The sequence below is a fragment of the Symbiobacterium sp. genome, assembly GCF_040797425.1.
Taxonomy (GTDB): Bacteria; Bacillota; Sulfobacillia; order Symbiobacteriales; family Symbiobacteriaceae; genus Symbiobacterium.
Genome location: NZ_JBFNEH010000004.1, coordinates 84384 through 109700, shown reverse-complemented (window position 1 = coordinate 109700; position 25317 = coordinate 84384). Strand labels below are relative to the sequence as shown.

Here is a 25317-nt window from a genome sequence, read left to right as displayed (position 1 = left end):
GCACCGCAAAGGTGCGCTTCCCAAAGGCTGGGCGCCGGACAACCCGCTGCGATTCAGGCAACCCACGTCATCGGAGTCGAGCCAGAGCGAGGCCCTCCCACGTCTGAAAACTCATCCCCGATGCAGTTGCAATTTCGACCCGCCCGCAGGTCTCTCCTTCTGCTGCCTGCAATCTTGTCCGAAAGCGCTACCGCTCACCTTAGATACTTTGCCACCATCCCTTCTCCGCTACACGTGCCTTCCCGGCCCTCCCGGGGGGAGGCCCAGCCCCCTCAGCCCGGGGACGAGAAGAGGGAGCCCGGAACGAAGGGCTCCCTCACCTGTAGCGCCCGCCTCACGCGCGGCCCTCGGCGGCGGCGATGGGGTGCACCTCGCCGGGCGTCATGACGATGATCGCACCCTTGGCGCAGACCTCCTCGCACTCCCGGCAGCCGACGCAGGCCTGGGGCCGCACCAGCACCGCCGTGCCGAAGAACGGGCCCTCGCCCGCCAACTCGAGGCAGTTAAACGGGCAGATCTCCACGCAGAAGTCGCACCCCGAGCACGAGACGGGGTCGATGACCGGCTTCGGCCAGTCGGCCCGCTTGGCGATGCGGGGCTTGTAGACGCCGAACTCGTCCGCGATCGCCATCACCGGGCAGCTGCGCACGCAGGCGTCGCAGTCAATGCAAAGCTTCGGGTCGATATAGTGTATCTGCTTCCGCTCCCCGCTGATGGCCTCGGTGGGGCAGACGGCCACGCAGGCGGTGCAGCCGATGCACTTCTCGTTGATGAAGTGGGGCACGCTTTTCCCTCCTTTGGGGGTACGGCTAGCCGGTCTCGGGCAGGGCTTCTTCCCGCAGGCGGCGCGTAAGCCGGTAACGCAACGGGCGGCTCACGGTGGGCGCCGGTGCGAGGGCGCCCACGAACGCCGCGAGTCCCTCCGGGTTGAGGACCGGCACGCCCTCCTGGCTGTATTCGGGGAGCGCCCGCAGTCGGGAAAGCAGCAGTACGGGCCGCACGGGCAGGTGGCCTGCGTCCAGTTCGGCGAGCCTCCTGCACACCCAGTCCGCCGCCCGGAGGGTCCGGACAGCAGCGGCCGCCACCTGCCTCCGCGTGCGGGCAGCCGACAGCGCCCGGGGCGAGTCCTCCACACACACCGCCAGGATGCCGCCCGGCCCCACCAGCAGGTAGTCAGGGCGCTCGGCGGCCGCGTGTGACCAGTCGGTGATGACCCACTCGGGCTCCAGGGCCTTCAGGGCCTCCTGCACACTTCGGATGCCCGACCGCTGCTGGAGACGGGTGAGGGCCAGTGAGCCGACCACGCCGAACAGGAAGATGCCAAACGTGGCGAACATGTTCCAGATGCGCATGCCCGTGAGCTCCGATGCCCGGAACAGGCTCCCCACCAGGAAGGCGATGACCAGCAGCGCTGTCAGGTATGGCCGCACCTGCTCACCCCCGTCTTCAGGCCTTACTTCAGCCCCAGCAGGTACTCCGCGATGATGGCGATCTCCTCGTCGGTCAGCCGGCCCTCGAAGGCGGGCATGTAGTACGGCCCCTCGGAGACCGTCTTCTTGCTCAGGTCGATCTCGGTGGTGGTGATGGCGCGGTTCTCACGCCAGTAGATGGGCATCCGCTCGTCGTGGGGCATCGCGTTGGTCCCGCTGGCCCGCTTGATCCATTCCTCCAGAAACTCCTGGTCGATGCCCCAGGAGCCCAGGCGGGTCAGGTCGGGGCCGGCCTTGCCGCCCTTGACGCCGATGGTGTGGCAGGTAAGGCACTGAGTCTTGGTGTAGTCCCGGAGCAGCGCCTTGGCCGTGGCGTTCACCTCGGGAGAGACGTCGGCGTCGGGCAGCGGGATCTCGCCGGAATCGTCAGGCTGCAGGTCAGGCGAAGGAATCGGCGCCTTCGTCGAGTCGCCCACCATGTACCACTGCGCCCCGTTGGACTTGTCGTACATGATGAACAGGGTCAGGGCCTTCACGGCCTCCTCGTCCAGGAGACCGCCGTACTCCTTCAGCCAGGCGGGCATCTCGGTGTACGACATCCAGGCGTCCTTGCCCTCGGGCGTCTTCACCCTGACCCACTGGTAGTGGTCGGCGTTGCCTTCACGGCCCATGGCGATGGTCTCATACAGCATGCGGTAGACGTCGCGGCCCGCGGGCGAGTCGGGATCCAACCGGTAGTCAGCCCGGTTGAGCGGCATGCCCACCACGCCCTCGCCGTAAGGGCCGTGGCACTGCGCGCAGTTCGCGGCGTAGAGCTGGGCGCCCTTCAGCACGTACTCCTCGTGCTGCCGCCGCTCCGCATTCGCCATGCGGAACGGCTCCCGAATGCCAGTGCCCAGCAGCAGGAGGGCCAACGCCAGCGAGAGCAGCGTGATGACCTTGTACTTTCTCTCGTTACGCACAACCGTCGAGCTCCTTTCCGGGCACCGGACTAGTAGTCACCGATCCAGCGCTGGATGAAGTACACGCTTACAAGTACGCCGAGGAACAGGGCCACGACGATCAGGAGCTCGGTCGCCTCTGAAACTCGCACCCCGTGGTACCAGGGGCTGGAAACGGACGAGGCCTGGCCCAGCAGACTGGTGAGGTCGAACATCCTTGCTACCGCCCCTCCCTCGGCTCAGATTTTGACGGCGTGGCTGGGGTCGTGGTGCCTGCGCTCGGTGATCTTGCCGGTATCCACCAGAACCGTGCCGTCGGGCTGGATGGTGATCGCCATCATGTCCAGCGGACGCGGCGCCGGGCCGGCGATGTTCTGACCGTTGATGTCGTACACAGAGGCGTGGCACGGGCACATGAACTTGCCCTCGGCGGCGTTCCAGGGAACCGTGCAGCCCAGGTGCACGCAGCGCCAGTAGAGGGCCATCAGCCCGTCCTCGCTGCGGGTGAGGTAGTACTTGCCCTCCCGCACGGCGACCACGTCGCCCACCTTCATCTCATGGGCCTTGACGGGGGCGGGAACGATGCCGCCGAAGCCCGAGAGCTTGATCGGCCAGAACATGCCCGCCCCGCCCGCTCCGGCGAGGCCGAACATGGCGCCGATGGAGGCAAACATGGAACTGCGCAGGAACTGCCGGCGGCTCATGCCTGCGCCGGTGGCAGCAGGGGCCGGAGGCGCCGCCGCGGAGCCGCGCACCTTGTTCTCAGCGGCCATGGAGTTTCACCCTTTCCCAGCGGTTTGTCACGTCGGGGCGAGACAGGTCTAGTGCGGAGCGTGCAGCTCCCACGGCCAGACCAGCCGCATGGACTCGCCCCGGAAGAAGGTGCCGATCCCGGAGAGCACGAGGAAGGAAGTGAAGAAGAAAGTGTAGAGGGCGATCATGATCTCGCGGGTGTTGGCCTGGTAGCGCCGCCTGACGATGGCGGCCAGCACCCAGGGGATGCCGATCATCAGGCAGAGCGGGATGAAGATCGAGCCGATCCACGAGACCGCCTCGGTCGCGAAGCCGGCCTTCTCGGTCAGGAGCCACGTGACGGTGGCGGAGACGCCGTGGGAACCTTCCTCCATGCCGCTCACCCGGAGCACCTCGTCCACGAGCACCAGGGCGATCTCGATCACCGCCGTGTAGACCGCAGAGAAGACGGTGATGGGCACGCCCTTCTTCGTGGAGAACCAGATGCCGGTCCCCCGCCGGTCCCGGTCAATGTAGGGGATCGTGGCCAGCAGGACCAGGCAGGCCCCGGGTACGATCACGCCGGCCAGGGCCGGGTCCATGTGGAGCAGGAGCTCCTGCAGTCCCAGGAAGTACCACGGCGCCTTCGCCGGGTTAGGCGTCTCATCGGGGTTGGCCATGTCGAGGAGCGGTGCGTCCACGAAGGTGGCCATGAGGGCCAGGGCGAGGATCATGGTGACGGCCATGATCGCCTCGATGGAGACCAGAAACGGCCACGTGTAAACCAGCTCTTCCTTCTGGCCGGGACTCACCTTCGGTCCCGTCTGCTGATACTTCTCGGTCTGCTCAGCCATGCGACTTCCCCCCTAGTCGGCGACCTCGGCGTCGCTCGCCGGCAGGCTCTCGTCCTCTTCCTCTTCGTACGGGATGGGCGTCGAGATGCCGCCGTCCTTGCGGATGCGCCAGAAGTGAACGGCCATCAGTGCGATGCAGGCGAGCGGCAGCAGGATGACGTGGAGCGTGTACCAGCGCACCAGCGTGGACGGGCCGATCTCATAGCCGTCCAGCAGCGCCCGCTGGACGTAGCTGCCGACGACCGGCGTCACCCGGGCCATGTTGGAGCCCACCTGGATCGCCCAGTAAGCCAGCTGGTCCCAGGGCAGGAGATAACCAGTGAATGAGAGCAGCACGGTGATGGTGAACAGGACGACGCCGATGACCCAGTTAAACTCCCGGGGCGGCTTGTAAGAACCGGTGTAGAAGACCCGCGTCATGTGCAGCCACACCGCGAGGACCATGCCGTGGGCGGCCCAGCGGTGGAGGTTGCGGGCGAACGGGCCGAAGATGACGTCGGTCTCCAGCGCCTTCATCGATTCGTATGCGCCGGGCACGGAGGGCACGTAGTAGAACATCAGCCACACGCCCGTCACGGTGAGGATCAGGAACATGAGCAGCGACAGGCCGCCGAGCCCCCACGTATAGCTCATCCGCACGGCGCGCCGCGGCACCTTCACCGGGTGCAGATGCAGCACCACGCTGTTGAGGATCACCAGCACCTGGTTGCGCGGAGTATCGGGGTATTCGTTCCGGTAGATCGACTTGTACAACGTCGTGTTCTTGAACCTGGACCAAAGACCCACCGAATCAGCACCTCCCCTGTATCGGCAAGCAGACGCCAGACGTCCGATCAGTCGCACTGTTTCCAACAAACGTCATTATAACGGAATATGGTTATCATTATCAATACAAAAATATGGCAACATCCGTGCAAGGGGGTGGCCGGTGGGGCACCGGCCACCTCACCTGACCCGATCGGCGCCGACGGTCTGGAAAATGTATGGTTCTTTGCGCTTTCTCGTATTCCTCTTTTTTAGCGAACTTTAGGCCCAAGCGCGAACCGGCCTCAGTACACCACGTGCACGGTCTCGAAGCTCGCCTCCGCACCGCTCTGCTCCGCCACCACGCGCACCGTGAAGCGGTGCGAGCCGACCTTCCGTTCGGTGGGATGCACTCGCAGCCGCACCAGGGCACGTTCCCCGGGACCCAGCTCTACGGTGGACTGCTCGAGGGTGGCCCAGTACTCCGGCAGCCCCTCCACCTCCAGGTGGAAGCGGTCCGGCTGCTCCGACAGGTTGATGACGGAGACGGCCATCACGGCGCCGCTGCTCACCGGACTGCCCGCAGCCAGCGCCAGCCGGTGGTCCTTGGCCACCACCAGGTCAACCAGCGGCCGGTGGACCAGGAAGTAGGCCGAAAGCCCGCCCAGCGCCACGGTGAGCGTAAGCGGCAGGAGGAGCCGGGGCGCCAGGCGGCGCACGTTCTGCCACAGCTGCCCCCGCTCCCGCAGGGCCACCGCCCGCTCGCCCGAGCCGATGGTGAAGTTGAGTACCCGCGGCACCTTCCGGGCCCCCGAAACCAGCGCACAGGCGTCCAGGCAGTCGCCGCAGACAACGCAGTGCTTCTGCTCCGTCGTACGCGGGTCCACGCCCATGTGGCAGATTTCGGCGCAGAGCCCGCAGGTGGCGCAAATGTCGCGGTTGCCGGGGAGGTTGAACACCTGCAGGTGCATCGTGTCAGGGTTGGAGATGATGGACTGCAGGTGCCCGTACGGGCAGACCACGCGGCAGACGGAGGTCCGCCACCACGCCATGGCCCCCGTGAAGAACAGTCCGAAGAAGGCGATGAAGGCCGTGGGGACCAGGGGCACCTGACCACTCCGGTACTCCCGCAGAAGGGCGACGCCGTCATGGAAGTAGCTCCACACCACGAACCCGCCGAAGAGGCTGATGGCCACCGAGAGCAGGATGCTGCCGGCCCGGCCCAGGCGCCGGTCCCAGGTGCGGGTCAGCTCGTTGAACAGGTTCTGCGGGCAGACCCAGCCGCAGAAGACCCGCCCGAACAGCAGGCTGGCGGCGATGATGGCGTAGATCACCGTCACCAGGAGCAGCAGGAAGACGAAGACGTGCTTCACCCAGAGGCGCGTGCCGAAGAGGTACAGCGACATGCTGGGCAGGTCAAACCGGAAGAGGTGCACGAACGGTGCGAGAATCAGCAGGGCCAGAACGGTCAGTTGTACGGCCCGCCGCCGGCGGCGGATGACAGTCTTGACCTTGCCAAGGCGGTCTCTCATCTGCATCTCCTCCGCTGGTGCGAGACCCCCCTCGCCCCGGGCGAGGGGGGTCAGCACGGCCCTAGAAGCCAGTGGGGCTGTTCGGCCCAAACCGCAGGTTGCCAGCGATGTAGTACACAAAGAAGATGGCGATCACGGCGTAGACCAGGAGCAGGAACTTGGGAACCGGAGGCGACTGGTGGTGTGCTTCCTCGCTCTGCGGCCGGTTCTCCTCAGACATGGTTCCACCTCCGTCAGTGCGAAACTGGTTCGTCATCCTTGACGTACTTCCACTTCACGTCTTCACCCATGCTCGCACTGCCCGACCTGAAGGCCCAGAACATCCCCCCGATGATCAGGGCCCAGATGAGCAGCACGACCAGGAGCAGGAGGACGTTCGAGGGCGCCAGGTCAGCAAAGCGCGTCCACTCGATATCCACCGGGAGGTCCCCCCTTCGTCGCTACTGCTTGCCGGCGAGCGACTTGATGTAGGTGGTCAGGGCCCAGCGGTCCTCCTCCGACAGGCCGTTCAGACGCCAGGCCGGCATGCCGGAGCCGGAGCCGTCCTCCCGAAGAGTGCCTTCCGAGATCACCCAGAAGATGAACTGCTCGGAGTGGGTCTCGGCAGCCTTGTACCAGTCGGTCGGGTACGGCGGGTTAGGCCAGTCGTCCCCGGGCCCCCTGCCCCTCATGTCCTGACCGTGGCACTGCAGGCAGCCGTTGGCCTCGATGAGCGCCTCGGCCCGGGCCAGGACAGAAGCATCATCGACGCTGTAGGGGTTGGTGAGGCCGCGGTACTCGTCGGGCAGGATGTCGTCGGTCGCCTGCAGGATGTCAGGCCCGGGATACTTGGCCAGGGTCTCGACGGGAACCGCCCAGTCGCGCAGCGTGAGCAGGTACTCGGCCAGGGCGTCCAGCTCGTCGGCCGGCAGGTGGGCGTACGATGGCATGATCGAGTTGGGCTCGGTGGACCGCGGGTCGATCAGGTGGGCGATGTGCCATTCCTTGGATGGCAGGCGGTGACCCACGTACTTGAGGTCGGGTCCGGTGCGCTGGGAGCCCAGCAAGACCGGGTTGTCGTTGCTGTAGTCCTCTGGGCGGGTTGCCCGGCCGCCGACCACGGTGCCGTCGCTGAGGGTGACGGCAGGAGCCTGGAAGGCAGCGTCGTTGGGCAGCGTGCGAACCTGCTGGGTGTGGCAGTAGAAGCAGCCCTCGCGGATGTAGATCTCGCGGCCGCGAGCCACCTGGGGGCTGATCGGCTTGCCGTCGTTGTACATCCCCTTGTAGCGCGGCGACGAGGGCGAGGCTGCGTAAAGCTCCTCCTGCATCAGCGGCAACGCCACGGTGAGGATCACGGCGAAGGTGAGGAGCAGGAAGGCGCCCAGACCAACCAGCGCAGCGCTCTTCTCGAACTTGTTGCCCATGCGCACACCGCCTCCTCGCTATACGCCGGCCACGGCGGAGCCGGTCTCGGCCTGCCCGGCGCCGAGCCTGCTGCCGGCCGTCGCAGTCTTGAAGATGTTGTAGATGAACACCAGCTGGGCACCCAGGATCATCGCGCCGCCGACCGCCCGGGCGATGTTGAAGGGCCGCTGGTTGATGACGGAGGCGATGAAGTTGGCGGACTGGTTGGCCGCCCAGTCGGAACCCTGGACGAGGCCACCGATGGTGAGCGAGACGAAGAAGAGGGTGAAGCCGATCAGCGAAAGCCAGAAATGCCAGTCCATCAGCTTCGCCGACCAGATTTCACGGTTAATCAGGCGGGGCAGGGCGTAGTAGATGGTGGCGAACATGATGAACGAGAAGGTGCCGACCAGCGCGAGGTGTGCGTGGCCCACGACCCAGTTGGTGAAGTGGACGATCGAGCTCACCGAACGCAGGGACTGCATCGGACCCTGGAAACAGGTGATGAAGTAGAACACCATGGCGGAGACCAGGAACTTCAGCGGCACCGATTCCTTCAGCGCGCCCCAGCGGCCGTTCATCGTGCCGTAGAAGTTGGTGAGCACCGTCCACACCGGGACGATCAGACAGACCGAGAAGGCGATGGAGATGGTCTGCAGCCAGTACGGGACCGGACCGTTGACCAGGTGGTGGGCTCCCGTGGGACCGTAGACGAACATGAGCATCCAGAAGCCGATCATGGAGAGCCTGTGGCTCCAGATGGGGTTGCCGGTCAGCTTCGGCAGGAGGTAGTAGATGGCGCCGACGCCGATGGTGGTGAACCAGTAGCCGAGGATGTTGTGGCCGTAGAACCAGTTGATCACCGCGTCGTTCACGCCGGTCACGGGGTTGGTCGGCATCAGGAACTGGTTGCCCACGACGTAGATCACGGGCGCAGTCGCCACCGCGCCGAGCATGTACCAGGCGGTGACGTACAGCTCCTTCTCCTTGCGGTTGGCGAAGGTCATGATCACGTTGAAGAAGACCAGAGCGAACAGCACGACCGTCAGGACTTTCAGCACCCAGGTGGACTCGGCGTACTCACGGCCCGCGTTCATGCCCATGAGAAGGGTCACGGCGTACGCGGTCATCAGCAGGTTGTAGAACAGCACGGCGAAGTTGCCCAGCCGTTCGCTCCAGAGCGGGGTGCCGGAGAGGCGAGGAACCATGTAAAAGAGCGTTGCGAAGTAGGCCCCGCTGAGCCAGCCAAACATCACCAGGTTGGTGTGCACCGGACGGACACGGCCAAAGGTGAAGTACTCGAGCACCGGGATGCCCTTCACGAGGTCAGGGAAGATCAGAAGCACCGCCGCAAAGAGACCGAAACTCATCCCGATGGCCATCCACAAGACCGCGGTGTAGAAGAAGTTCCGACTTGCGGATCCTTCTACAGCACTGAACATCATCTCTCTCCTCCCTTTTGCAGACTGCGCGGTCGCGTGCTAGGGCCTTGCGCCAGAGGGCAGACGGAGTAAGGTGATCAGGACTCCTGCGCTGAAGAAGAAGGCCAGAAGGCCCATCGCCGCGACGGGAATCCACATGAGCCGCTGCTCCCCCGGCCGCCCGACCCGGGCCGCCGTCGGTTCGGGCGGGTCGCCGTTCCGCAGGATGGCGTACTTGACGGACTCGCCCATGTTCAGCACCCCGGAGCGTCTGGCGGCGTAGTAGACCAGCCCCCAGAACGAGGCGAAGACCGTGAGGGTGCCGAGGAGCTGCTGGGTGGCCAGACGCCCCAGGGCCACGTCGCCGGTTTCCCGCTCCGCCGTGCCGACGACGCTGGCGTGGAACCCCCCGCCCAGCAGCACCAGGAGCCCCAGACCCAGCAGCCACCGGCCGTAGCGGTAGCCGTACCAGCGCCAGCGGCGGGGCGCCAGGCCCAGCACGCCGAGGAGACCGGTGAAGCCGAGCAGCAGTGCGCTGCCGCCGTACAGGCCCATCAGGTCGCTTGCGCCCCCACTCAGGTGCTCAGCCGCGGCCTTCGCGGGGAGCAGGAGCTGCAAGGCCAGCGCCACGGCCAGGCCTGCCCATGACGAGCGTGCCAAACGTGCCAAATAACCGCCCCCAGGAAGCTTTGCGCTCGGTTTGGTTAAACTATATCGATAAGTTCAACCTCAAAGTAGTGAATGTGAGCACGAATACACCTTGCTGCGGGTCAGGACACCGTGGTATCATCAAGGCTATAGTTATCACACTTCTAAGAAAAGAGGGTAACGACAGGGTTTTCAGCCGCTATTGTAGCATGGTCGGGGCGAAAGTTGCATGCATGGCAGTACTTAGGGCGGGGACCCTACTCGGTCTATGATCCGAGAGACCGACTACGTTACGCGTCCTATTGGACTAATCGCATCTGTCTGGCATGATGCTATTGAACGGAAGGGGAGTGAAACCGGAACTATGAAGAAACTTACCACGATTCTTCTGGTCGGTCTGCTGTCTCTGGTTCTGCTCACCGCCTGTGGCGGCAAGAGCGGCGAGGTCAAGGAGCTCACGGTCGAGATGGGGCCGAACGGTGAGATGGTGTTCGTCCCGGACGTCCTGGAGGCGAACGAGGGCGACACCCTGAAGATCACCCTGGTGAACAAGGATCCCGCCGTGGCCCACAACTTCCTCATCCCGGCCCTGGGCGTGAACTCCGGCCAGGTTCCGGCCGGGCAGTCGAGCGTGATCGAGGTGAGGGCCTCGCAGAAGGGCGAGCACGAGATCATCTGCGACGTGCCCGGTCACCTCGAGTCCGGCATGAAGGGCAAGCTGATTGTCAAGTAACGCACAACCCGAGAGGGACGGGAACGGTCTCCCCCGTCCTCGTCAGGCCCCGGCGCCGCCCACCGGCGGTGCCCGGGGCGCTTTTTCTCGCCGCCGGAGGAGCGCGAAAAAGCGGACCGGGCTTCGCCCGATCCGCAGTGCAACGGTATTCGTCATGGTGGAGCTGAAGGGATTCGAACCCTCGACCTTCGCCTTGCAAAGGCGCTGCTCTCCCAGCTGAGCTACAGCCCCGTCAGCCGCTTAGCTATTGTACCCGCCCGCCTCGCCGCTTGTCAACGCCGATCCTTCTGCCAGCCGCCCTGATCTTACCAAGCCGTGCCCGGGCGCAATCGGGGCAGACTATGCGCGGGAGGCGATCGCCATGCCAAGGCCGCTCCACGACCTGAAGCAGCCACAGCTGGGTCCCACGGCGGGCGACCTGGGCCAGTCGGCCTACGAGGCGAATCTCAGGGACTCGCCCGGGCCGGACGAAAGCCCCCGATACGAGGCCACCGTGCGTCCGTGGGAGGCGCCGGAACCCCGGAACCCGCCGCCGGGCCAGAAGCGGAAGGACGGCCCCGAGCTCAGGCTGGGTCAGGAGGTGCGCGACTGAAGCGGGGGGGCATTCGCCCCCCGCCCTGCTATTTGATCGCCACGATCTCGTACTTGATCACCCCGTCGGGCGCTTCCACAGCCACGACGGTGCCCACCTTCTGGCCCATGATCGCCCGCCCGACCGGCGACTCGTTGGAGATGCGGTGCTGGGAGGGGTCCGCTTCCGTGGTGCCTACGATGGTGTACGTACACTCCTCACCGTACTCCAGGTCGCGCAGGACCACGGTGCTGCCCACCACCACCACGTCGTGGTTGCCGACGGGCTCGTCGATCACCCGGGCGTTCCGGAGCATCTTCTCGAGCTCCAGGATGCGGCCCTCGATGAAGGCCTGCTCGTTCTTGGCGTCCTCGTACTCGGAGTTCTCCGCGATGTCGCCGTACTCCCGGGCCTGCTTGATCCGCTCCGCCACTTCCAGACGCTTCACCGTGCGGAGGTAGAGTAGCTCCTGCTCCAGCTGCTTCAACCCTTCCAGCGATAGCAGTACCTCTTTCTCGGGCATTCGGCTCTCCCCTTTACACCAGACGACTGCACCCAGCGGTGGTCAGGGATGTATACGAGCCGGGCCGGGCGCCGTATACCCCGGGAACCTGTCCCCAAGCTGCGACGAAGCACTACGAGCCCGTTCGCCGCAAGCCGGGCGTCGGCCGGCCGGGCCCCGGTTTCTCGCAGTGCTTACTTTCGGTAGCACGATTATTATACGTATGACGGTGCAGCAGTGTCAACTTAACTGTCTGACGCTTCCGGCGCCGCCTGGCTGCCCTCATGCCCCGCACGACGTGGGCGATTCCTCGTCGACCGCCGCCACGGCCTCCGGGTCGACCTCCGTGCGGCCTGACCTCTCCAGCCGCTCCAGGAAGCCGAGCAGCAGCGAGCGCATCTCCTCGGCACGCTCCGCCCGGTTGATGTTGGCCCGGGCCTCCGCCGCGCCGTAGAGACCTTTCAGGTACCAGGCCGCATGCTTCCGCATCTCCCGTACCGCCAGAAACTCTCCCTTGTAGGCGATCATCAGGTCGAGGTGGCGCAGCGCCATCTCCACGCGCTGCCGGGCGTTGGCTTCCGGCAACAGCTCCCCCGTCTCCAGGTAGTGAAGCGTCCGACTGAAGATCCAGGGGTTTCCCAAAGCCCCCCGGCCGATGGCCAGCCCCGCCACAAAGGCGGTGCGCAGCCGCTCTGCGGCGATCCGGGGGTCGGTGATATCGCCGTTGCCCAGCACGGGAATCGAAACGGCGCGGGCCACCGCGGCGATCACGTCCCAGTCCGCCCGGCCGGAGTAGTGCTGCTGCCGGGTGCGGCCGTGCACCGTGATCATCTGGGCCCCGGCCTCCTCCACCCGCCGGGCCACCTCCACGGCGTTGATCGATGCCGCGTCCCAGCCGATGCGCATCTTCACCGTCACCGGCACCGGCGCCACGGCCCGCACGACCTGGCGTACGATTTCCTGAGCCAGTTCCGGCTCTTTCAGGAGCGAAGAGCCGCCGCGGCCCCGCGTGACCTTCGGCGCCGGGCAGCCCATGTTGATGTCGATCAGGTCCGGCCGGACCAGTTCCACCACCCGCACGGCAGCCCGGGCCATCGTCTCCGGCTCGGCGCCGAAGAGCTGCACCCCTGCCGGGCGCTCGTCGTCCAGCAGGAGGATCATCTCCCTGGTGCGCGGGCTGTCGTAGAGGAGCGCCTTGTCGCTCACGAACTCCGTGACCACCAGCCCGCAACCCTGCTCCTTGCACAGGCGGCGGAAGGGCCAGTTGGTCACGCCGGCCATGGGTGCCAGCGCCAGCGGGCGCTCGATCGTCACGCCGCCGCCGAGGCGGATCGGCTTCAGCAGAACCTCAGGCAACCCTCTCACCCCCGGAAAGGAGATCAGTGGCGGGGTTATTATAACCCCGCCACGCGCACAGGTCCATGCCAGGTTCTGTACCCCCCCGGGCACTTCCGGGTCACACCAGCGGCAGGACCACCGCTGCGGACCAGCCCAGAATGAAGGCCTCGGTCAGTGCGATGCTCACGGGCGAGAAACGCATCGCGGCAAGCCCCCAGTCGACAAGTTCCAGCAGGACCAGTGCCCCGAACAGCCGGGGGGCGACTGCGGCCAGGAGGGCCGGCGGACGGGGCAGAACGCCGGCCCCCACCCAGGTGGCCACCATCACCAGCTTGGCCCCGAGCCCCAGCGCCAGGCCGCCCGGCGATGGCCCGCCCGCCACCGCGCGCTTCAGCCCCTCCACCTGCACGGCGTACAGCCAGAAAACCAGCGTGGCCGCCGCCAGCGGCAGGAGCCTGGGCTGATTGGGCAAGAAGTGGGTCACGTTCAGGTGAATCACGGGCACCACCGCGCCGACGAAGGCCAACGCCACCGCAACACCCCGCATCACAGCCGCCGGCAGAGGCTCGCCGGGCTGCAGGAGCGGCACGCCGAATTCGCGCGGCCAGAGCGTTCGGAAAAGCAGGAGAACGGCCGCCGCGACCAGGAAATATGGTAGGAGGTAGTCCAACAGCGCCACACCCAGCTGCGGTAACCGCCAGTAAACCGCGGCCAGCACGGCGCTGAGCAGGGCGACGGCGACGGCCACCAGCCCGGCGGCCAGCCCCGTCGGCCGCGTCCGGGACCCGGTGCGCGCAAGGCGCGGTCGCACGAGCCCCGAAGCGGCAGCCAGCGCGCCCACCCCGCCGGCGAGGCTCACGAGCAGCCAGGGCAGAGGTGAAGGCGCCGCGCTTCCGGCAGGCGGCTCCGTCCCCATCTGCTGGTGCAGCCAGGCGGCCGCCTGAGCCAGGGCATTCTCATCACAGAGGCCGGGAACCGGATTTCCGGCCAGAACGAGCCGATCGGGCGACCCGGTCGTCCCCGGCTCAGACGGGAACACGAGGATGGTGGCCGCCACGGCGGGCTGCCGCTGCACCGCCGCGAGTGCGGCGTCCGCCCCGAGGCCTTGGCCCAGCAGCCCCACCTTGCCCGGCTCGGCCCGTCCGTCCGCGAGGAGTTCGGCTACCAGGCGGTTCACCCATCCGCCCAGAGCGGCGTCTGCGCCCGCCTCCCACTGGGGCAGCGGCGCCACCTGCTCTCCGTGGCCCGGCAGGTCCGGTACGTAGGCATCAAACCCGCGGCGGGCCAGGCCGTACCCCCAGCACTGCATGAGCTCCTTGCTTCCGCCAAGGTCGTGCAGGACGACGACAGCCCCGCGCGCCTCCCCCACGGCGGCAAAGTGCAGCACGGGAGCTTCGGCCAGGCGTTCCGTCTCCACCCTCAAGTCGGCGTGGCTGCGCGCCAGCAGCCACTGTGCTCCGATGACCACGGCCAACGTAAGGACCAGCCACCACGCCCTGCGCACCATGTTTCGATCCCCCAGCCGGTAACGGTATTCGTTGTCGGTGTTCAAGTTATGTTCGTACTGTTCCTTCCATATATGATCCCTCAAACCCTTCTCTGTACAGTATTGACGGTGCTACGGGGGAAACTACTTCCGAAAACCACCCAAAGAGGAGGCGATCTTGTGCGAATCCGGTACCTGGGCCACTCCGCATTCGAAATCGTGGAAGGGGAGTGGAACCTGCTCATCGACCCGTTTATCACGGGCAATCCGGTCTGCCCCGTGAAGGCGACAGACCTGCACCCGAAGTACATCCTGGTGACGCACATGCACGATGACCACGTAGGCGACACCGTGGCGATCGCCCGCCGGACCGGTGCGACCGTCATCACCACCTTCGAGGCCGGGCAGGAGCTGGCAAAGCAGGGCGTCGAGGTGGTGGGCATGGCTCTGGGCGGCAAGAAGCGCTTCGACTTCGGTCAGGTGCGCGTCACGCTGGCGTACCACGGCTTCGGGCACACGGGTGGCCACGCGTGCGGCTTCGTCATCCACCTGGGGGGGAAGCGCATCTACCACGCGGGCGACACCGCCCTCTTCAGCGACATGAAGTTGCTGAACGGCGTGATCGAGGCCCCGGGAATCGACGTGGCCCTGCTGCCGATCGGCGACCACTTCACGATGGGGCCGGAAGACGCTGCCACCGCCGTGCAGTGGATTCAGCCCAAGGTCGTCATCCCCATGCACTGGGGCACCTTCCCGCTGCTGGTGCAGGACCCCTCCGACTTCGTGGAGCGGGTGCGCGCCGCTGGCGGCACCGAGCCCGTGGTGCTCCGGCCGGGCGAGACCTACGAACTGTAACACCGAACTCGCGCATGGAAAAACGGCCGCCCTGCGAAGGGCGGCCATCGGCATTGTGAGGAGCAGGCCCGCTAGTCGGCGGCGACGACGTCGCGCCCCACGAACGGCAGCGGACCGGGAAAGTGGGCCACACCCAGGGCGCCGGGGCCCACGTGGGCACCCAGGCTCGGGTTGACGTGCAGGTGTTGGAACCAGATGACGTTCAGCCGGCTCCGGAGCAGGGCCACGGCGTGAGCCACCTCGTCGGGGCAGTGGCCCTCGAGCACGATCAGGCTGACCTCGTTGCCCTCGCCGACGTCGGCGATGATGCGGTGGGCCAGTTCCTCCACCGCCCGCCGGAACGACCGGGCCTTCGCGACGGCCACGTAGGTGCCCGTGGCTTTGTCGACGGTGACGATGGGACGGATGCCGAGCAGGCTGCCCACCGCCGCGGCGACCCGGCCCATCCGGCCACCCTTGCGCAGGTAGTCCAGTTTCTCGATGGTGAAGTACAGGCGGGACCGCTCGTTCACCGCCCGCAGCATGTCGCAGATCTCCGGAATGGAGAAGCCCTGCTCCGCCATCTCGGCCGCCACGAGCACCTGGAGCGACATCTCGCCCGAGAGGGTCATCGTGTCCACCAGGGTGATGTCCAGGTGCGGAAGGAGCGAGGCCGCCGTGCGTGCGGCGTTGTACGAGCCGGAGAGGCCGCTGGACAGGTGCAGCGACAGGATGGGCAGGCCCGCCTCACCCGCGCGCCGGTAAGCCTCCACGTAGTCGCCCACGGAAGGCTGCGAAGTGGTGGGGAACTCACCCCGCTCCCTGAGCCGCCGGTAGAACTCGGCGGGAGTGATGGTCACGCCGCTCTGGTAGCTCTCGTCGCCGAAGTGAACCGTGAGCGGAACAACCTGAATGCCGTACTGCGCGACCAGCTCCTCGGGCAGGTCGACCCCTCCGTCGACGACCAGGGTGCAAGAGCGATTCTGCGTCATGCCGGTTCCTCCTCGCCGGGGCGATGCACAGCCACAGGGCTGGCAAGCCACAGTCTGAAGCCAGCGTAACCCGGCGGGAGGAATGGGACATCTGCCTGCGGGACCGGTCGCAGGGCATAACTCTGCTGTGCCCGGAGGACGGCGCCTCTGCCCGGAGTGATAGTCCGAAAGGCGGATACCGTTACACCAGGTTCAGTTCCTGCGCCAGGAGCACGGCGTGCACGCGGTCGCGGGCGCCCAGTTTGCCGAAAATGGCGCGCACGTGGTGCTTCACCGTGCCCAGCCCGATGTAAAGCGCCGCCGCGATGTCCTGGTTGGAGGCGCCCGAGGCCATGAGCCGGAGCACCTGCAGCTCGCGCTCTGTGAGCGGCTCGACCAAAGGCTGCACCTTGGGCCGGCTGCCGGCGATCGCAGAGAGCCGGCTGAACTCCTTGAGCACGCGGGTGGTGATCTGGGGCTGGAGCAGCGACTCGCCGCGCGCTACGGTGCGGATGGCCTGCGACAGCTCCTCGTACTCCGCGTCCTTGAGGAGGTAGCCGCGGGCACCGGCGGCGATCCCTTCGAAGATGTACTCGTCATCGTCGAAGGTGGTCAGGATGATCACCCCGGCCGGGCAGCCGCGGCGGCTGAGCTCCCGCGTGGCGGCGACCCCGTCCATCACGGGCATGCGCACGTCCATCAGGATCACGTCGGGCCGCACCTCTTCGGCCAGGCGGAGCGCCTGCTGGCCGTCGCCCGCCTCGGCGACCACCTCCATGTCGGGGTTGCGGTTGAGCAGCGCTGTCAGCCCCCGCCGGAGCAGGGACTGGTCGTCCACGATCATGATGCGGATCTTGCCTTCGTTCATCGGGCGTTCCCCCCGTCAGACTCCGATCGGCAGGACCAGAGACACCTGAAAGCCCCCGCCCTCCCTCGGCCCCGCCTCGAACTCGCCCATCAGCGCCTGGGCTCGCTCCTTGAGGCCGAGGAGGCCGAAGCCGGAGCGCACCGCCTCCTCGTGGTCGGCACGGCCCAGGTCGTCGTTGGTCACCCGCAGGATCACGCGGTCGGTCAGCCGCGTCAGGGTCACCTCAACCCGGGTGGGCCTCGCATGCTTCTGGATGTTCGTCAGGCTCTCCTGCACCGCCCGGAAGAGCGTCATCCGGGCGGCGGTGGAGAGCTCCGCCCCGGCCCCGTCCACCCGCAGGATGACGGGCGTTCCGGTCACCTGCATCCAGCGCGCAACCAGGTCGTGGATGGCTTCCGGAAGCGGACGCTCGAAGCGGTCCAGGGCCTCGACCATCTCCTGGCTGGAGCGCATGGCGGCCCGGATGACCTCGACGCCGCTCTGCACGTGCCGGCGGGCCGCCTCGGGCTCCTCGCCTGCCAGCGCCTCGGCGTTCTGCAGATCGACGATGACCGCCGTAAGGTGATGGCCGAGCCCGTCGTGGATCTCGCGGGCCATGCGCACCCGCTCGCGGGCGATGGCCACCCGCCGCACCTCCCTGAGCCGCGCCTCCAGAAGGCGGTTGACCTCGCGCAGCTGTTGAGCGTAGTGGATGGCCCGGGTGCGGGCCTCGAGCTGTAGCCGCGTCATGTGGGCCATCACCGCGGCGAAGAAGTAGGTGACCCCGTACGCCACGGTGAGCGAGAGGGGCGAGACGGCCGAGGGCGCCTCCGAGATCAGCAGGGCCGCCGCGGTGAGCGCAGTCGGGAAAGCCACTGCGGCCACGACCCCCCTGGTGCCGGCGGGCATCAGGAAGACCATCTGTCCGGAGACCACGAGGAAGAGGTGGTTCAGCAAAGGCTCACGCGTGAGGCAGATCAACAGGAAGATGAGGACAGCCTGGACCACCACGAACAGGGCTCGCAGGGGGTACGCGGCCCGCCGGCCCGACGCGCCGGCGTAGGCGGCCAGCAGCCCCAGCGAGGGCAGCAGCACGCGGAGCCAGTCGGGGCTGCCACCCACCAGTCTGGCGGCGGTCATCACCCCGGCGGTGATCAGCAGCACCCCCACATTCCAGATGTGGTACACGCGGATGGGATCGGTCAGCTTCAGGCTGACCTCCGGCTCCGGCGGGGCCGGGAACCGGCCGGGCGCGTCTGCCTCGTCCGGCACGCCCGCCTCCTGGTCCGGGCGTAAGGTGCGCACGGCGTCTCGCACCTCGGCCAGCACCGCCTTGGCCTCCAGGCGGGCACTGCGCACCGCCTGCCGGTCCGGTGCCCCCCGCTCCAGGATGGCCCGCAGCCGGGCCTCGAGGTCCGCGAGGCGCACGACGAGGTGGGCGTGAATCGTCTGGGCCAGCCGCTCACGCTCCTCGCTCTCAGCCCGGTGCTCGGCCGTCTGGTCGTATTCCCGCAGCACCTGGTGGCGCTGGTTGACCCCCTCCAGCAGCTGCTGTGCGAGCCGGCCCTGCCGCTCCTGCTGCAGCATCGTCAGGGTGACCAGCGAGGCGAACACCAGGTAAAGGAAGTACATGCCGATGCTGGTCACCATGCTCTCCCCGGGCAGCTCGGGCGGCGTGATGGCCAGGTAGAGCGCCAGCCAGAGGGCGGCCAGGGTACCCACGAAAGGAGCCCAACGCCGCACCGGGATGAGGTACACGGCCTGCACCGCCACCACTGCGAACAGGAAGCGGGTGAGCCCGCCGTCCAGGGCGTAGATGGCGGCGACGAGGGCCGTCTGCACCACGAGGTAGAGTTCGAGGTATGCGCCCCTCCGCCAGGCCGGGGTGGAAGGACGGATGCGGCACCAGACCGCAAGGTAGACGAGGCTGAGGCCCACGCCGCACAGGCGCGCCCACAGCGCCCTCTCCGCCGCCTCACCCGACAGCCAGGAGAGGGCGGGCAGGAAGGCGAGCATGAGGGCGGCAAAGAGATTCATGGGGTGGGGGTAACCCGTTCGGAACAGCGAATCGAGTCGGCGCGCCACTCGGCTCTGTACTGACTCCATACCTATATTGTATACCTCTTGGGGTTCTGCCCGCATTACCTTGCCGGTCATCCGCCCCGAACCGCCTCGCTCCCCAGGATTATAACCCCATAACGGCACGTCATAGGGTGGTTGATTTACTGCTCCGAAAGATTGCTCTAGAATAAGGTTGCCAACCATTAGTGTTCCCCCCTGGGTGCGCCCGAATATCCATCCGTGGGCGTACCAAAGGAGGGCACCAGCCGGAGACCAGTCTCCGAGGGCCAAAACGCAGTGGAGAAGAGGGATGCTCGCATGACCCGCACAGACATCTTCAAGGCCAAGTCGACCTTCGAGACGGGGACGGGCACCGCGGTCATCTACCGCCTCGATGCCCTGGAGAAAGCCGGGCTGGTCAAGCTGGACCGGCTGCCCTTCTCGATCCGCATCCTCCTGGAGAACCTGCTGCGCAACCTGGATGGCTTCCTCGTCACCGAGGAAGACGTGCGCACCCTGGCGGCCTGGAACCCGAAGGATCTGCCCCGCAGGGAGATTCCCTTCATCCCCTCGCGCGTGGTGCTCCAAGACTTCACGGGCGTGCCCGTAGTGGCCGACCTGGCGGCCATGCGCGACGCCATGGTGAAGCTGGGCGGCAAGGCCGACCAGATCAACCCGCTCGTCCCGGTGGACCTGGTCATCGACCACTCGGTACAGGTAGACGCCTTCGGCACCGACTGGGCGTACAAGTTCAACGTAGACCTCGAGTTCAAGCGGAACAAGGAACGGTATGTATTCCTCAAGTGGGCCCAGAAGGCCTTCCGCAACTTCCGCGCCGTGCCGCCGGGCATGGGCATCGTCCACCAGGTGAACCTGGAGTACCTCTCGCCGTGCGTCGCCCTGCGCGAGGTCGACGGCGAGCTGGTCGCCCTGCCGGACACCGTGGTGGGCACCGATTCCCACACCACGATGATCAACGGCCTGGGGGTGCTGGGCTGGGGCGTCGGCGGCATCGAGGCCGAGGCGGCCATGCTGGGCCAGCCCTCCTACATGCTGGTGCCCGAGGTGATCGGCTTCAAGCTGACGGGCCAGCTGCCCGAGGGCGCCACCGCCACTGACCTGGTGCTGACGGTGACCCAGATGCTGCGCCAGAAGGGCGTGGTCGAGAAGTTCGTCGAGTTCTACGGCCCCGGCCTGTCCAACCTTTCGCTGGCCGACCGGGCGACCATCGCCAACATGGCCCCCGAGTACGGCGCCACCATGGGCTTCTTCCCGGTGGATGAGATCACCCTCGACTACCTGCGCCAGACGGGCCGCGACGAGGCCCATGTGGAGATGGTCCGCCGCTACCTGGTGGAGCAGGGGCTCTTCCGGACCGACGCCACGCCGGACCCGGAGTTCACCGACACCCTGGAGCTGGACCTCTCGACGGTGGAGCCTTCGCTGGCGGGGCCGCGCCGCCCGCAGGACCGGGTGGTGCTGAGCGGCGTCAAGGCCATCTTCCACAAGAACTTTGACGAGCAGATCCAGAAGGGCGGCGGCGTCGCCGTGGCGACGAGGACCGGCGTCCAGCACGGTTCGGTGGTCATCGCCGCCATCACCTCCTGCACCAACACGTCCAACCCTGCGGTGATGATCGGCGCTGGCCTGGTGGCCCAGAAGGCCGTCGCGAAGGGCCTTGCACGCAAGCCGTGGGTGAAGACCTCGCTGGCTCCGGGCTCCCGCGTCGTGACCGACTACCTGAAGGCTTCCGGCCTCATGGAGCCGCTGGAGGCGCTGGGCTTCCACGTGGTGGGCTACGGCTGCACCACCTGCATCGGCAACTCGGGCAGCCTGCCGGAAGACGTGGCGAAGGACGTGACCGCCAATGACCTGGTGGTGGCCGCCGTCATCTCCGGTAACCGGAACTTCGAGGGCCGCGTCAACCCGCTGGTCAAGGCCAACTTCCTGGCCTCGCCGATGCTGGTGGTGGCCTACGCCCTGGCGGGCACCGTGGACATCGATCTGAAGGCCGATCCCATCGGGTACGACCGGGACGGCAACCCCGTCTACCTGCGGGACATCTGGCCCACCAACGCGGAGATCCAGGAGGCCATCAAGAAGTTCATCACGCCGGAGATGTTCAAGGAGCGTTACGCCCACGTCTTCGACGGCGACGAGAACTGGCAGCAGCTGGAGGCCCCCGACGGCGAGCTCTACGCCTGGGATCCGAACTCCACGTATATCCAGCAGCCGCCGTACTTCGCCGGCATGGAGCTGACGCCCGCCCCGGTGAAGGACATCCGCGGCGCCCGGGTGCTGGCCCTGCTGGGCGATTCGATCACCACCGACCACATCTCGCCGGCCGGCTCCATCGCCATGGACAGCCCCGCGGCGAAGTACCTGATGGAGCGCGGCGTCGACCCGCTGGACTTCAACTCCTACGGTTCCCGCCGCGGCAACCACGAGGTGATGCAGCGGGGCACCTTCGCCAACATCCGGCTGCGCAACGCCCTCGCCGACGGCAAGGAAGGCGGCTACACGAAGTACCTGCCCACCGGCGAGATCATGCCCATTTGGGACGCCGCCGTGAAGTATATGGAGACGGGCACGCCGCTGGTGGTCATTGCGGGCAAGGACTACGGCATGGGCTCCTCCCGCGACTGGGCGGCCAAGGGCGTGATGCTCCAGGGCGTGAAGGCCGTCATCGCCGAGAGCTTCGAGCGCATCCACCGCTCGAACCTCATCGGCATGGGCGTGCTGCCGCTGGTCTTCCAGGCGGGCCAGAATGCGGCCTCCCTCGGCCTCGACGGCACCGAGGTGATCGACATCGAGGGCATCGGCGGCGAGCTCACCCCGCGGCAGACCTTCACCGTGGTCGCCCGCAAGGCCGACGGCCGGGAGATTCGGTTCAACGTGACCTCCCGCCTCGACACGGCGGTCGAGATCGAGTACTACAAGAACGGGGGCGTGCTGCAGACGGTGCTGCGCCGGCTGGCCAGCGAGAAGTAGATCACACGAGTCTCCCTGCGATATCCCCTCTACCGTGGGCGGGCCGGCGTGTACGGCCCGCCCACGGGGCAGTGGGGACCAACTCGCAGGGGGAGAGTGTAGGGAGGGGGGCTCCGCCCCCCTCCCTACTTCCATCAACGGCATGATCGGTGCGCCCACGCGGCCGCCGGCCCTCACAGGCAGAAGGGCTTCCCGAACACGCTGGGAACCGCCGGGCTGAACGGCTTGCCGAACGGATTGAGCGCCGGGGCGGCGGGGAACGGGAAGGCCTTGCCGATCGCCGGAACGCCGAAGGGGTACGTACTGGGGAAGATGGTCGGCGCGGTGGGCGTGGGCAGCGGCACCTTGGCGGAGCCCGTCACGGGTGTGACCACAGGCGCACCCCAGGGGATGGGGTACGCGAATGGGGAGGGCAGCGGCAGTCCTTTCCCCACCGGGCTCCACGTGGGGGTCGGGAAGGGAGGCGACGGGCAGGTAATGCCAGGAATCGGAAAACCTCCGAAGAGCACAGCCATACCTCCTGCTCGGGGAGACCGCTTCACGTAAGTCACCGTTATGGTATGCGTCTCCGCCGCAGCCGGTCCCCGTCGGCACGGAGCAGGATTTGGCCGGCGCAGGAAGGAAGATGAGCAGAACCGCTTAGGGTGAGCAAGGCGGCTGAGCGGGGCCGGTGCAGCGGAAGGGGGTGACCGCCGGATGGAGGCGCGCCGCGAGACCGATCTCTACCTGCCCGTGAAGCGGTTGCTGGAAGACCTGGGCTTCGCCGTGAAGGGCGAGGTGAACGGCTGCGACCTGGTGGCCGTGCGCGGCGAGGAGCTCGTCGTGGTCGAACTGAAGCGCACGTTCAACCTGGATCTGGTGCTGCAGGGCGTGGAAAGGCTGCGGCTGACCGACGCCGTCTACCTGGCCGTGGAACCGCCCCGCCGCGCGTGCGGGAACCGCCGCTGGTCGCAGGTGAAGGCCCTCTGCCAGCGCCTGGGCCTGGGGCTGATCGCCGTGCAGTTCACCGGCGACCGCGCCTCGGCCAGCGTCCTGCTGGACCCGGAGCCGCGCCGCCCCCGCACGGCACGGAAGCAGCGGGCCCGACTGCTCGCCGAGTTTGCGCGCCGCAGCGGTGACCGCAACCCCGGCGGTTCCACCCGCAGACCGCTGGTCACGGCCTACCGGGAGGACGCGCTGCGCCTCGCCGCCTGCCTGCAGCGTACCGGCCCGGCGCCGGTGAGGCTTATCCGCACCGAGACCGGCGTCCAGCGGGCGGCGCGAGTTTTGCAGGACAACCACTATGGCTGGTTTGCGCGCGTGGCGCGCGGCGTGTACCAGTTGACACCCGCGGGCGAAGCCGCCCTCCGTGCCTTCGCAGACGTGGTGGCCGACCTTTCCGGGCCGCCGGAGACGGCACCCGGGCCATCCGGCCGCAACGGCGCTCGCGGGCGCTGAGCCGTGCACGCCGCACTGGCGCATATTTCTTTTGACACCCACTCCCTTCGGTTGATACGCTGTTGACAGGAATCCAGTGAGGAGGATGCGCGGATGCGCTTCGATCCGCTCGCCTACCCTTATCCGTCTCGGCGCAACTGCGTTTACGCTGCCCGGGGCGTGGTGGCCACCTCGCAGCCGCTGGCAGCGCAGGCCGGGCTCGCGATCCTGCAGCAGGGCGGCAACGCCGTGGACGCAGCCGTGGCCACGGCGGCCATGCTCACGGTGGTGGAGCCCACCTCCAACGGCCTCGGCTCTGACGCCTTCGCGCTGATCTGGTCAGGTGGCAAGCTCCACGGGCTCAACAGCAGCGGGCCCGCGCCGCACCTGCTCAGCGCCGAAAGCCTGCTCCGGGCCGGCCTCGCTGAGATTCCCCGCCACGGGTTCATCCCCGCCATGGTGCCCGGCGCGCCCGCCGCCTGGGTGGAGCTGAACCGCCGCTTCGGCCGCCTGCCCCTCGCGCAGGTGCTGGCGCCGGCGGTGGAGTACGCCGAGCGGGGTTACCCGATCTCCCCGACCCTCGGGCGGAGCTGGCAGGACGCCTTCACCGCATACAGGAAGAGCCTTGACGGCGAGGTCTTCCGCCCCTGGTTTGAAACCTTCGCACCCGGGGGACGGGCGCCGGCCATCGGCGAGATCTGGCGGTCGCCGGCACATGCACGCACCTTGCGCCTGATCGCCGAGACGTCGGGCGAGGCCTTCTACCGCGGCGAGCTGGCCGAGCGCATCGACGCCTTCTCCCGGCAGCACGGCGGCTTCCTGCGGGCCGATGACCTGGCCGCGTTCCGCCCGCAGTGGGTGGAGCCCATCTCCGTCCACTACCGGGGCTACGACGTGTGGGAACTGCCGCCCAACGGACAGGGGCTGGTGGCGCTCCTCGCGCTCAACATCCTCAAGGGCTTCGACTTCGCCGCCCGGGAGGACGTGGAGACGTACCACCGCCAGATCGAGGCGCTGAAACTGGCGTTCGCCGACGGTCGGCAGTACATCGCCGACCCGGCCGCCATGGACGTGGCCGTCGCCGACCTCCTCTCCGACGCGTACGCGGACGAGCGCCGCCGGCTCATCGGCCCGAACGCGCTGGAGCCCGCGGCCGGGCGGCCACCCCGCGGCGGCACGGTCTACCTGGCCGCCGCGGACGGCGAGGGCAACATGGTCTCGTACATCCAGTCCAACTACATGGGCTTCGGCTCCGGCATCGTCATCCCGGAGACCGGCATCGCGCTGAACAACCGGGGCTGCTGCTTCAGCCTGGAACCGGGCCACCCGAACCGGCTGGAGCCCGGCAAGCGGCCGTACAACACAATCATCCCCGGCTTCCTCACCCGGGCCGGGCAACCGGTCGGCCCGTTTGGCGTGATGGGCGGCTTCATGCAGCCCCAGGGCCACCTCCAGGTGATCATGAACACCCTCGACTTCGCCCTGAATCCCCAGGCGGCGCTGGACGCGCCCCGGTGGCGGTGGCTGGAAGGCAGGACAGTGGAGTTGGAGCACACCGTCCCGGCCCACATCGCCGACGCCCTGGCCCGCTGCGGCCACGATGTGCGCTGGGCCCTGGGCTCCGAGGGCTTCGGGCGCGGCCAGATCATCTGGCGGCAGGAGGGCGGCGTGCTGGCGGCGGGCACCGAGCCGCGCACGGACGGCCACGTGGCGGCCTGGTAGCCTCCCGCTGCGCGACACCGACTCCGGTCACGACCCGATGCACCTCCGCCCGGACGGCAGACCTGGTCCGGCCCGGGCCCGAGTGCCCGGCTACAGACCTAACGCGCGCCATGTGCCCAACTGACCATAGGCATGCCCACCCTGCACCCCATACTTTGGC

26 protein-coding genes and 1 tRNA gene are annotated in these 25317 nt (G+C 67.4%); 6 read left to right on the top strand and 21 right to left on the bottom strand.

All coding sequences use genetic code 11. The features are described from left to right. Positions 1-334: 334 nt before the first annotated feature. From AB2385_RS02400 to AB2385_RS02340, 13 genes are all read right to left on the bottom strand, one after another. Positions 335-784: a 4Fe-4S binding protein gene (locus AB2385_RS02400; RefSeq protein WP_367653320.1), complete on the bottom strand. Its 450-nt coding sequence runs from the start codon at positions 782-784 to the stop codon at positions 335-337. 25 nt (positions 785-809) lie between these two features. Beyond that, positions 810-1430: a hypothetical protein gene (locus tag AB2385_RS02395; RefSeq protein ID WP_367653319.1), complete on the bottom strand. Its 621-nt coding sequence runs from the start codon at positions 1428-1430 to the stop codon at positions 810-812. 23 nt (positions 1431-1453) lie between these two features. Beyond that, on the bottom strand, positions 1454-2392 hold the full coding sequence (locus tag AB2385_RS02390; RefSeq protein WP_367653318.1) for a c-type cytochrome: 939 nt from the start codon (positions 2390-2392) through the stop codon (positions 1454-1456). 29 nt (positions 2393-2421) lie between these two features. Beyond that, positions 2422-2586 (bottom strand): hypothetical protein, encoded by a 165-nt coding sequence (locus AB2385_RS02385; RefSeq protein ID WP_367653317.1) that lies wholly within the window; start codon positions 2584-2586, stop codon positions 2422-2424. A 24-nt stretch (positions 2587-2610) separates the two neighbouring features. Beyond that, positions 2611-3144: a ubiquinol-cytochrome c reductase iron-sulfur subunit gene (locus AB2385_RS02380; protein WP_367653316.1), complete on the bottom strand. Its 534-nt coding sequence runs from the start codon at positions 3142-3144 to the stop codon at positions 2611-2613. 48 nt (positions 3145-3192) lie between these two features. Beyond that, a complete protein-coding gene (locus AB2385_RS02375; RefSeq protein ID WP_367653315.1) occupies positions 3193-3957 on the bottom strand; it encodes a menaquinol-cytochrome C reductase in 765 nt (254 codons plus the stop codon). Between the two features lie 12 nt (positions 3958-3969). Further along, positions 3970-4743, bottom strand: a complete 774-nt coding sequence (gene extP, locus AB2385_RS02370; RefSeq protein WP_367653314.1) for a selenite/tellurite reduction operon b-type cytochrome ExtP — start codon at positions 4741-4743, stop codon at positions 3970-3972. A 263-nt stretch (positions 4744-5006) separates the two neighbouring features. After that, a complete protein-coding gene (locus AB2385_RS02365; protein ID WP_367653313.1) occupies positions 5007-6233 on the bottom strand; it encodes a 4Fe-4S binding protein in 1227 nt (408 codons plus the stop codon). A 61-nt stretch (positions 6234-6294) separates the two neighbouring features. After that, positions 6295-6453, bottom strand: coding sequence for a hypothetical protein (locus tag AB2385_RS02360; protein ID WP_367653312.1), 159 nt, complete (start codon positions 6451-6453; stop codon positions 6295-6297). 13 nt (positions 6454-6466) lie between these two features. Further along, positions 6467-6652: a hypothetical protein gene (locus AB2385_RS02355; RefSeq protein ID WP_367653311.1), complete on the bottom strand. Its 186-nt coding sequence runs from the start codon at positions 6650-6652 to the stop codon at positions 6467-6469. Positions 6653-6673: 21 nt separating this feature from the next. Beyond that, complete coding sequence (locus AB2385_RS02350; protein WP_367653310.1) at positions 6674-7636, bottom strand: cbb3-type cytochrome c oxidase subunit II; 963 nt, start codon at positions 7634-7636, stop codon at positions 6674-6676. A gap of 18 nt (positions 7637-7654) precedes the next feature. Next, positions 7655-9061: a cbb3-type cytochrome c oxidase subunit I gene (locus AB2385_RS02345; RefSeq protein ID WP_367653309.1), complete on the bottom strand. Its 1407-nt coding sequence runs from the start codon at positions 9059-9061 to the stop codon at positions 7655-7657. 36 nt (positions 9062-9097) lie between these two features. Continuing rightward, positions 9098-9706, bottom strand: a complete 609-nt coding sequence (locus AB2385_RS02340; RefSeq protein ID WP_367653308.1) for a hypothetical protein — start codon at positions 9704-9706, stop codon at positions 9098-9100. A gap of 343 nt (positions 9707-10049) precedes the next feature. Between AB2385_RS02340 and AB2385_RS02335 the strand changes: the two genes are divergently transcribed. Beyond that, positions 10050-10418 (top strand): cupredoxin domain-containing protein, encoded by a 369-nt coding sequence (locus AB2385_RS02335; RefSeq protein ID WP_367653307.1) that lies wholly within the window; start codon positions 10050-10052, stop codon positions 10416-10418. A gap of 155 nt (positions 10419-10573) precedes the next feature. On the opposite strand, the gene AB2385_RS02330 is transcribed toward AB2385_RS02335, so the two are convergent. Beyond that, positions 10574-10649 (bottom strand) — tRNA-Ala (locus tag AB2385_RS02330). A 130-nt stretch (positions 10650-10779) separates the two neighbouring features. Here AB2385_RS02330 and AB2385_RS02325 point away from each other — a divergent pair. Next, on the top strand, positions 10780-11010 hold the full coding sequence (locus AB2385_RS02325; RefSeq protein WP_367653306.1) for a hypothetical protein: 231 nt from the start codon (positions 10780-10782) through the stop codon (positions 11008-11010). Between the two features lie 28 nt (positions 11011-11038). On the opposite strand, the gene greA is transcribed toward AB2385_RS02325, so the two are convergent. The 3 genes from greA to AB2385_RS02310 form a co-directional block, all read right to left on the bottom strand. Continuing rightward, complete coding sequence (gene greA / locus AB2385_RS02320; RefSeq protein ID WP_367653305.1) at positions 11039-11512, bottom strand: transcription elongation factor GreA; 474 nt, start codon at positions 11510-11512, stop codon at positions 11039-11041. Between the two features lie 261 nt (positions 11513-11773). Next, positions 11774-12847 (bottom strand): tRNA dihydrouridine synthase DusB, encoded by a 1074-nt coding sequence (gene dusB / locus AB2385_RS02315; protein WP_367653304.1) that lies wholly within the window; start codon positions 12845-12847, stop codon positions 11774-11776. A 100-nt stretch (positions 12848-12947) separates the two neighbouring features. Further along, positions 12948-14336 (bottom strand): alpha/beta fold hydrolase, encoded by a 1389-nt coding sequence (locus tag AB2385_RS02310; RefSeq protein ID WP_367653303.1) that lies wholly within the window; start codon positions 14334-14336, stop codon positions 12948-12950. Positions 14337-14495: 159 nt separating this feature from the next. On the opposite strand from AB2385_RS02310, the gene AB2385_RS02305 reads away from it, so the two are divergent. After that, positions 14496-15170, top strand: coding sequence for a metal-dependent hydrolase (locus AB2385_RS02305; RefSeq protein WP_367653302.1), 675 nt, complete (start codon positions 14496-14498; stop codon positions 15168-15170). A gap of 71 nt (positions 15171-15241) precedes the next feature. Here the strand turns inward: AB2385_RS02305 and AB2385_RS02300 are convergent, their stop codons facing one another. From AB2385_RS02300 to AB2385_RS02290, 3 genes are all read right to left on the bottom strand, one after another. After that, positions 15242-16141 carry a DegV family protein gene (locus tag AB2385_RS02300; RefSeq protein WP_367653301.1) on the bottom strand — a complete coding sequence of 300 codons (900 nt, stop codon included), beginning with the start codon at positions 16139-16141 and terminating at the stop codon, positions 15242-15244. Between the two features lie 181 nt (positions 16142-16322). Continuing rightward, complete coding sequence (locus AB2385_RS02295) at positions 16323-16988, bottom strand: response regulator (protein WP_367653300.1); 666 nt, start codon at positions 16986-16988, stop codon at positions 16323-16325. A 15-nt stretch (positions 16989-17003) separates the two neighbouring features. Further along, the gene (locus tag AB2385_RS02290; RefSeq protein ID WP_367653299.1) at positions 17004-19004 is read right to left on the bottom strand and encodes a histidine kinase; all 2001 of its coding nucleotides are present in this window, start codon (positions 19002-19004) and stop codon (positions 17004-17006) included. A 342-nt stretch (positions 19005-19346) separates the two neighbouring features. Between AB2385_RS02290 and acnA the strand changes: the two genes are divergently transcribed. After that, positions 19347-22019, top strand: a complete 2673-nt coding sequence (acnA, locus tag AB2385_RS02285; RefSeq protein ID WP_367653298.1) for an aconitate hydratase AcnA — start codon at positions 19347-19349, stop codon at positions 22017-22019. A gap of 173 nt (positions 22020-22192) precedes the next feature. Here the strand turns inward: acnA and AB2385_RS02280 are convergent, their stop codons facing one another. Next, complete coding sequence (locus tag AB2385_RS02280; RefSeq protein ID WP_367653297.1) at positions 22193-22528, bottom strand: hypothetical protein; 336 nt, start codon at positions 22526-22528, stop codon at positions 22193-22195. A gap of 187 nt (positions 22529-22715) precedes the next feature. On the opposite strand from AB2385_RS02280, the gene AB2385_RS02275 reads away from it, so the two are divergent. Together AB2385_RS02275 and AB2385_RS02270 are read left to right on the top strand one after the other, a co-directional pair. Beyond that, positions 22716-23456, top strand: coding sequence for a DUF2161 domain-containing phosphodiesterase (locus AB2385_RS02275; RefSeq protein WP_367653296.1), 741 nt, complete (start codon positions 22716-22718; stop codon positions 23454-23456). Positions 23457-23549: 93 nt separating this feature from the next. Next, entirely contained in the window at positions 23550-25157 is a 1608-nt protein-coding gene (locus AB2385_RS02270) for a gamma-glutamyltransferase family protein (RefSeq protein WP_367653295.1), read from the top strand. Positions 25158-25317 lie beyond the last annotated feature (160 nt).